This window comes from Streptomyces sp. AF1A, from assembly GCF_047340315.1.
Taxonomy (GTDB): domain Bacteria; phylum Actinomycetota; class Actinomycetes; order Streptomycetales; family Streptomycetaceae; genus Streptomyces.
The window spans coordinates 24789-32390 of the sequence record NZ_JBLEBI010000069.1; the positions used below are offsets into that span (position 1 = coordinate 24789).

The 7602-nt window shown below is 70.0% G+C and carries 7 protein-coding genes; all 7 read right to left on the reverse strand.

Translation table 11 applies throughout. The features are described from left to right. Window positions 1-131: 131 nt before the first annotated feature. Complete coding sequence (locus ACLU3S_RS19745) at window positions 132-2225, reverse strand: hypothetical protein (protein ID WP_413953228.1); 2094 nt, start codon at window positions 2223-2225, stop codon at window positions 132-134. Between the two features lie 199 nt (window positions 2226-2424). Further along, on the reverse strand, window positions 2425-3921 hold the full coding sequence (locus ACLU3S_RS19750) for a D-ribitol-5-phosphate cytidylyltransferase (protein WP_413953222.1): 1497 nt from the start codon (window positions 3919-3921) through the stop codon (window positions 2425-2427). A 196-nt stretch (window positions 3922-4117) separates the two neighbouring features. After that, entirely contained in the window at window positions 4118-4687 is a 570-nt protein-coding gene (locus ACLU3S_RS19755) for a hypothetical protein (protein WP_413953223.1), read from the reverse strand. A gap of 137 nt (window positions 4688-4824) precedes the next feature. Continuing rightward, a complete protein-coding gene (obgE, locus tag ACLU3S_RS19760) occupies window positions 4825-6273 on the reverse strand; it encodes a GTPase ObgE (protein WP_413953224.1) in 1449 nt (482 codons plus the stop codon). A 144-nt stretch (window positions 6274-6417) separates the two neighbouring features. Next, window positions 6418-6672 (reverse strand): 50S ribosomal protein L27, encoded by a 255-nt coding sequence (rpmA, locus tag ACLU3S_RS19765; protein ID WP_023550764.1) that lies wholly within the window; start codon window positions 6670-6672, stop codon window positions 6418-6420. Between the two features lie 14 nt (window positions 6673-6686). Beyond that, the gene (gene rplU / locus ACLU3S_RS19770; protein ID WP_028422127.1) at window positions 6687-7007 is read right to left on the reverse strand and encodes a 50S ribosomal protein L21; all 321 of its coding nucleotides are present in this window, start codon (window positions 7005-7007) and stop codon (window positions 6687-6689) included. 294 nt (window positions 7008-7301) lie between these two features. Beyond that, a partial coding sequence (locus ACLU3S_RS19775; RefSeq protein WP_413953225.1) for a hypothetical protein occupies window positions 7302-7602 on the reverse strand: 301 nt, incomplete at its 5' end.

Here is a 7602-nt window from a genome sequence, read left to right on the forward strand (position 1 = left end):
GGGACGCTCAGCACGAGGGTGCACCGGAGGTGAGAAGCAGCGGTGAGAAACCTGAACGGCCGCCGGAAACGGAAGGGGCCCGGCCCCGGGATCGCTCCCCGGGGCCGGGCCCTGACGGCGGTTCGGGCCGGTCAGCCGGCGGTCGCCCCGTCCGTGTCGTCGGCCGGCGCGGTCCGCTGTCCGGGCAGCGCGCCCGCCAGCTCGGCCCCCTCCCGGGCACCGAGGCGGGACTGCTGGCCGACGTTGCGGGCCTCCGCCTTGAGGGCCAGGTCGGCCACCGCGGCGTTGAACTGGTCGATGGACGTCGGCTCGTCCGGACCCAGCAGATAGCGCTTGAGGCCGACCCGGGCGTCCGCCAGCGGGTCGGCGGACGGGTCGCGCACGGCGTCCAGCAGCTCGCCCAGCTCGCGCGCGTCGTTGGACAGGATCACCGCGGCGCGCACCGCCGTGTTCTGCCGCTTGAACTCCTCGTGACCGAGCTCGCCGGAGTCGGTGACCGCGTAGGGCTTGCCGCTCGCGATGAAGTCGGACACCACGGAGGAGATGTCGGAGACCATTGCGTCGGAGACGTTGAAGCAGTCGTACAGGCGCGGCTCCGCACCGGTGATCACACGGTGCTCGTACGACGGGAAGGAGCGCCAGTAGGCGTCGTTCCACTCGGCGCGCAGCCGGGCGATCTCCTGGTGCCGGGCCACGTCGACGACGCCGTCCCGGGTGGCCTCGGCCTCGTCGCCCTTGTCCCCGCCGATGCCGGCGAGCTCGGCCAGCCGCGCCTCGATCCGGGCCAGCTCGGCCTTGGCCTGGGCCATCGCCTTGGCGTCGGCGGTGAAGCGTGCGTCGGCGGCGCGCTGGGCGGCGGCCTTCTCCACCAGGGCGGTGATCCGCCGGTGCGCGGCGCCGGCCTCCTTGCTGACGGTGCCGGTGAAGGGGTGCGGCTTGTACAGGACACGGACCGGCGGGTCGGCCTGCACCAGCTTCTTCACGATGCTCTCGCCGGCGAGCACGATCGAGGTGTTGCCGGGGTTGCCGTCCCAGCCCTCCCAGGTGGGCGCGTACAGCACGGTCGGGCAGCGCCCCTCGGCGCCGCGGGGGCCGTCGGCCGCGCCCTGCCAGGTCTTGATGGGCGCGAGCTGCGGGCGGCCGACCTCGACGATGTCCTCGTCGCGGACGCCGACGTCGGCGATGGCGTAGCGGTCACGGCCCGCGCGGCCCGCGGTCCACACCTCGTCGTACACCTTGCTGAACGGGTTGACGCTGGCCAGCTTGTCGCTGTCGCCGTGGCCGATGAAGACGTGCTTCATGGTGGGCACGCGCAGCAGGTGGATGTTCTTGCCGACGTTCGCCGCGTACAGGGCGACGCGCACGGTCGACAGGTCCATGTTCATCAGGTGCACCCCTCCGGGCACGCAGATGACGGGGACCGTGGTGGGCGCGAGGTTGTTCAGGATGGCCCGCTCGCGCAGGATGATCAGCGGCCGGGTCCGCAGCTGCTCCATGGTCTCCAGCCACATGTTGACCTGGTACGCGGAGTCCTTGGAGCCGGAGAAGTAGAGCACGGTCTCGGGCTTGTAGGCGGCCAGCCAGTCGTCGACGGCGGCGAGGACGACCTCGGCGGTCGGCGGGATCTTCCGGCCGCGGATGTACGGCACGAGGGCGAGCACGTACAGGATGCCGAGTCCGACGGTGAGGCCGATGCCGGTGAGGGCGGCGGCGGTGGAGTCCAGCTGCGCGGCGACCAGGATGCCGACGACCGCGAACAGGTCGAGGTGGAGCATCTTCTCGGCGCTGCGGTTCAGCAGGGGCTGGGGCGGGGCGTCCGGGATGCGGATGCGGGACTTCAGGTCGACGTTGCGGGTGGCGACCGGCATCCGGCGGCGGTTGCGGATGAGGGTGACCAGCGCTCCGTGCGGGGCCTGGAGGCCGTAGAAGGCGATGAAGCAGGCGACCGCGCCGTAGAAGATCAGGTCGCCCCCGTGGGACGACCGGGCCAGCAGGAGGATGAGCAGCAGCTGCCGGATCAGGAAGCGGATCGACAGACCGGCCCGGACCTTGCTGAGGCGGTTGATCAGGTAGCTGCCCTTGCGGTGCAGATAGTGGTCCGCCAGGTACGTCACGGCGGCCGCGGCCGCGAAGGCAGGGATGCTCGGGACGAGCGCGGCCAGCATGAGCGCCGGGAAGCCCAGGATCATGAGGGCCGCCGCGGCCAGCTCGGCCACGCTGCCCACCCGGGCGACGCGAATAGCGGTGGATATCACGGGGAAACCTGCTCTGGGAGGGGGAGTGCCGGTTTTGTTCGGTATGGCGAGATATGCCGGTAATTCACGAGGTGTACGGTTTTCGCGATGTACGGATTCAGGCCCCTACGAACGCCCGGTGAATGAGCGACCGCAGAGGCCTGAATTCCTGAAATCTATTTACTAATTATTACACGCCGTCCTGACGGTCCAGCACCGAGGCGAGCGCCTGCTCGAAGCCGGAGGCCTGCGCGGCGCCGGCGGTCGGGTCCTGCTGGCGGACGTCGATGACGTGACCGGTCAGCTCCGACAGCAGCACGTCCAGGGAGGTGCGGGCCACGGCCTCGGAGGAGAGCAGGGTGCCCGCGGGCTCCTGGCCGAAGGCCTTGGTGCGCATCGGGGTGGCGGTGCGCTCGGGGTTGATGCAGTTGACGCGGACGCCGTCGCCGGCCCACTCGTCGGACAGCGCCTGGGTGAGGTTCACCATGGCGGCCTTGGTGGAGGAGTACAGGGAGTACTCGGCGCGGCCGCGGGTGTAGCTGCTGGAGGTGTAGAGCAGCAGCTGGCCGTTGGTCTCGGCCAGGTACTTGTAGGAGGAGCGCGCGATCTGCACCGGGGCCAGGTAGTTGACCTTCAGCGCCTCCTCGATGGTGGCGTTGTCGGTCTCGGCGAGCTTGCCGATGCGCAGCACGCCCGCGGTGTTGACGACGTAGTCGATCCGGCCGGTCTCCGCGTACGCCTTGGACAGCGCGTCGTCGACCTCCTCCGGGTTCTCCACGTGGGTGCCGGTGGTGGAGCGGCCGAGGGCGTAGACCTTCGCGCCGTAGGACTCGGCGAGTTCGGCGATGTCCTTGCCGATGCCGTAGGAGCCGCCGAAGATGACGACCGTCTTGCCGGTGAGGAGCTCGCGGTAGGCCTCCTCGCCCTTCTGCTCGGGCGCGGCGGTGGAGGCGAGCTGGAAGAGCTTGTCGGCGATGAAGACGTCGACCGGCTGCGTCACCTTCATGTTGTACTCGTCGCCCGCGACGACGTGGATCGGGACGTCCGGCAGGTACTTGAGGACCACCGAGCAGTCGTCCGTGGCCTGGAAGTTGGGGTCGCCGGCGGCGATCTCGTAGGCGCGGCGGATCGTGGACAGCCGGAAGGCCTGCGGGGTCTGGCCGCGGCGCAGCCGGGAGCGGTCCGGGATCTCGGTGATGAACTCGCCGTCGCCGCCGTGGGTGCGCGTGACGATGATGGTGTCGGCGGACGGGATGGCCACGTCGACGGCCTGGTAGCGCTCGAGCGCGGCCACGCAGTCGTCGATGACGCGCTGCGAGAGCAGCGGGCGTACGGCGTCGTGGAAGAGGACGTTGAGGTCCTCGCCCTCTGCCAGGCCCTCGCCGAGGGCCTCGATGGCGCGCTCGGTGGTCTCGTTGCGCGTCGCGCCGCCCTCGATGATCTTCTTGACCTTGGTGAAGCCGGCCTTGGCGACGATCTTCTCGATGTCCGGCACATAGCCCGGCGCCATCAGCACGATGATGTCGTCGATCGAGTCGGCCTTCTCGAAAGTGGTCAGGGTGTGCTCGATGACTGCCTTGCCGGCGATCTTCAGCAACTGCTTGGGGATCGACAGACCCACCCGCTGACCGGTGCCACCGGCCAGGATCACTGCGGTGGTTCGGGGCTTGGCTATGTGCTGGGACACAGGCTGACCTACCTTGGGGCGACAGGGAACCGTGAAATGCTCCCACTTTCGGTAAGGGGAGTGCAAGGTGAGCGACATCCCATGCATATGTGAGCGCAACCAGTCATTCACCTTGCACGCCCGGTGATTGGGCTTGCCCCGGCGAACACCCATGAATTTGCTGTGAGTAAGTCCACAAGGGCGGCACACGGGACATTCAGCGCCGGCCGAGCCGCTTCAGACAGCGGTGTCCGAGCACCCGCACCAGTTCCCTGGACAGCGTCTGATGCACCGTGCGCACCGGTTGCGCGCCGAGCGGCGCCGAGGCCGCGGCGGCGAGCGCGCCGTACAGCGCGCGAGCCGCCACGTCAGGCGCGATGCGCGGCTCCGCGGGGGCCTCTCCCGGCTGTTGCGGCACGGCCCGCAGCAGCGCCGGATCGCCGAGCACCCGCACGCCCAGCGCGCCGACGCGCCCGGCCGCCTCGGCGCCGATCGCGGCCGCGGCCTCGACCGCCCAGCGGGGCGTGACGATCTTCCGGTCCCGGGGCGTGGGCGTGCATGCGTTCTTCATATGCAACACAGCGCCGTTGCGGACCAGCCGCGAATACAGCTCGTCGGGCAGTCCATTGCCGCGGAATTCCACATCAAGATTGCGCAGCATTTCGGTCTCGGCCAGGGTAAGAGATCCATTCGAGGTGTCCGGGGCCGGCCGCTTGTGCGGGCCGATGTGCAGCAGCCGGGTTCCCGCGGGCAGGGCCACGGCGTCTTTCGTGCAGTCCGTCTCCATGGCCAAGGGACGGTAAGAACTCACCTGTCACCTGAGACTTACCTGAGAGCACCGTGGGAGGCAGGTGAGTCGTCGGCGGACCGGCCGCCCCTGCCCGGAGACAGGACCGGCCGCCCTTGCCCGGAGACGGGCCGCCCCTACTGGAAGGGGTCGAAGTCCTCGTACTCGCCCAGTGCCTCGTCCCGCTCCGCCTGCTTGTCCCTGCGGCGCTGCGCCGCGGGCCGCTGCTCGTCGAGGCGGTGGTCCTCGCCGCGGCGGCCGAGCATCTCCGCGCCCGCCATGACCGACGGCTCCCAGTCGAAGACGACCGCGTTCTCCTCCGGGCCGATGGCGACACCGTCGCCGGAGCGGGCGCCCGCCTTCATCAACTGCTCTTCCACGCCGAGGCGGTTGAGCCGGTCGGCGAGGTAGCCGACGGCCTCGTCGTTGTTGAAGTCGGTCTGGCGGACCCAGCGTTCGGGCTTCTCGCCGCGCACCCGGAACAGCGGCTCGCCACCGATCTCCTCGCGGGTGACGGTGAAACCGGCGTCGTCCACGGCCTTGGGCCGGATGACGATCCGCGTCGCCTCCTCCTTCGGCCTCGCGGCGCGCGCCCTGGCGACCAGGTCACCGAGCGCGAAGGTCAGCTCCCTGAGGCCGATGTGCGCGACGGCCGACACCTCGAACACCCGGTAGCCGCGGGCCTCCAGGTCGGGCCGGACCATCTCGGCCAGGTCCTTGCCGTCGGGCACGTCCACCTTGTTCAGGACGACGATGCGGGGCCGGTCGTCCAGGCCGCCGTACTCGCGCAGCTCCGCCTCGATGACGTCGAGGTCGGAGACCGGGTCGCGGTCGGACTCCAGGGTCGCGGTGTCCAGCACGTGCACCAGCACGCTGCACCGCTCCACGTGCCGCAGGAACTCCAGGCCGAGTCCCCTGCCCTGGCTGGCGCCCGGGATCAGCCCCGGGACGTCGGCGATGGTGTAGACGGTCGAACCGGCGGTCACGACACCGAGGTTCGGCACGAGCGTCGTGAACGGGTAGTCGGCGATCTTCGGCTTGGCCGCGCTCAGCACGGAGATGAGCGAGGACTTGCCGGCGCTCGGGTAGCCGACGAGGGCCACGTCGGCGACGGTCTTCAGCTCCAGGACGATGTCGTGCAGGTCCCCGGGCTCGCCGAGCAGCGCGAAACCGGGCGCCTTGCGGCGGGCGGAGGCCAGCGCCGCGTTGCCGAGGCCGCCCCGGCCGCCCTGGGCGGCGACGTACGACGTGCCGTGCCCGACCAGGTCGGCGAGCACGTTGCCCGCCTTGTCCAGCACGACCGTGCCGTCCGGCACCGGCAGCACCAGGTCCTGGCCGTCCTTGCCGGAGCGGTTGCCGCCCTCGCCGGGCTTGCCGTTGGTGGCCTTGCGATGCGGGGAGTGGTGGTAGTCGAGGAGCGTCGTCACCGACTGGTCGACGGTGAGGATGACGTCACCGCCCCGGCCGCCGTTGCCGCCGTCCGGGCCGCCCAGCGGCTTGAACTTCTCCCGGTGCACGGAGGCACAGCCGTGGCCCCCGTTACCCGCGGCGACATGCAGCTCGACGCGGTCCACGAAGGTGGTCATGGTTCAGTGCCTCCAGAAACGAATGGGTATGTCGACGTGTCAACACGCGAAAGGCGGACCCGCCTTCCCGAACGGGAAGTGAGGTCCGCCTCGCGAAGCGTTCGGTGCCGAATCAGGCGATCAGTTGATCAGGTGATCGACGACTCAGGCGACCGGAACGATGTTCACGACCTTGCGGCCACGGTGGGTACCGAACTCCACCGCACCGGCCTGCAGGGCGAACAGCGTGTCGTCGCCGCCACGGCCGACGCCGGCGCCGGGGTGGAAGTGGGTGCCGCGCTGGCGGACCAGGATCTCACCCGCGTTCACGACCTGACCGCCGAAGCGCTTCACGCCGAGCCGCTGGGCGTTGGAGTCGCGACCGTTCCGGGTGGACGATGCGCCCTTCTTGTGTGCCATTTCTCCTCAGTCCCTTACTTCGCAGCCGTGGGGATCGACGTGACCTTGATCGCCGTGTACTGCTGGCGGTGGCCCTGGCGACGGCGGTAGCCGGTCTTGTTCTTGTAGCGCAGAATGTCGATCTTCTGGCCCTTGTGGTGGTCCACGACCTCGGCCTGGACCTTGATACCGGCCAGCACCCACGGGTCGCTGGTCACGGAGTCGCCGTCGACAACGAGCAGGGTCGAGAGCTCGACCGTGTCGCCAACCTTGGCCGTGGAAATCTTGTCAACCTCAACGATGTCGCCGACAGCAACCTTGTGCTGGCGACCACCGCTGCGCACGATGGCGTACACGCGGATCTCTCTTTCGCTCGGGAACGGCACCCCCGCAGGCCAGCCGCCCGACACGGGCGACCTCTCCCGGCCAGCCGTGCGTCCGGGAGGAAGAGGTTTACGGGGATGTGGCGTGCTCAGTGACACACCGACGCTCAAGGTTACGGGTCCCGCACGAGAGGGTCAAACCGGGCCCCGCGGGTGTGGGGCCGGTCACGGCGGACGGCTGCGGACCAGCTCACCGGACGTGCGGACGTACGGCCCCGCACACGGCCGTGCGGCCGGCCCCTGGGGGCCGGCCGCACGGCAGAGGTGTCAGCCCTCGTCGGCGGGCGCGGAGACCGTGCTGGTCTTCTTCGCCGTCGCCTTCGCGGCGGCCGTCTTGGCGGTCTTGACCGCCTTCTTGGCCGTCGCCTTCTTCGCGGCCGTCTTCTTGGCCGCGGTCTTCTTCGTGGCGGCCTTCTTCGCCGTGGCCTTCTTGGCCGCCTTGCGGGCGGTCTTCTTGGCCGCCGCCACCTCGCCGTCAGGAGCCTGAGCGGGCGCCTCCGCGTCCTCCGCCGCGGCCGACGGGACGACCACGACGGCCGCCTCCTCGGGCGCGGTCGGCGCGGTGGCC

What these genes read in the sequence shown, in the direction of transcription:
- ACLU3S_RS19755 (WP_413953223.1), bottom strand. Translation starts at nt 4,687, where the DNA reads ATGGAGACGGACTGCACGAAAGACGCCGTGGCCCTGCCCGCGGGAACC.
- obgE (WP_413953224.1), bottom strand. Translation starts at nt 6,273, where the DNA reads ATGACCACCTTCGTGGACCGCGTCGAGCTGCATGTCGCCGCGGGTAAC.
- rpmA (WP_023550764.1), bottom strand. Translation starts at nt 6,672, where the DNA reads ATGGCACACAAGAAGGGCGCATCGTCCACCCGGAACGGTCGCGACTCC.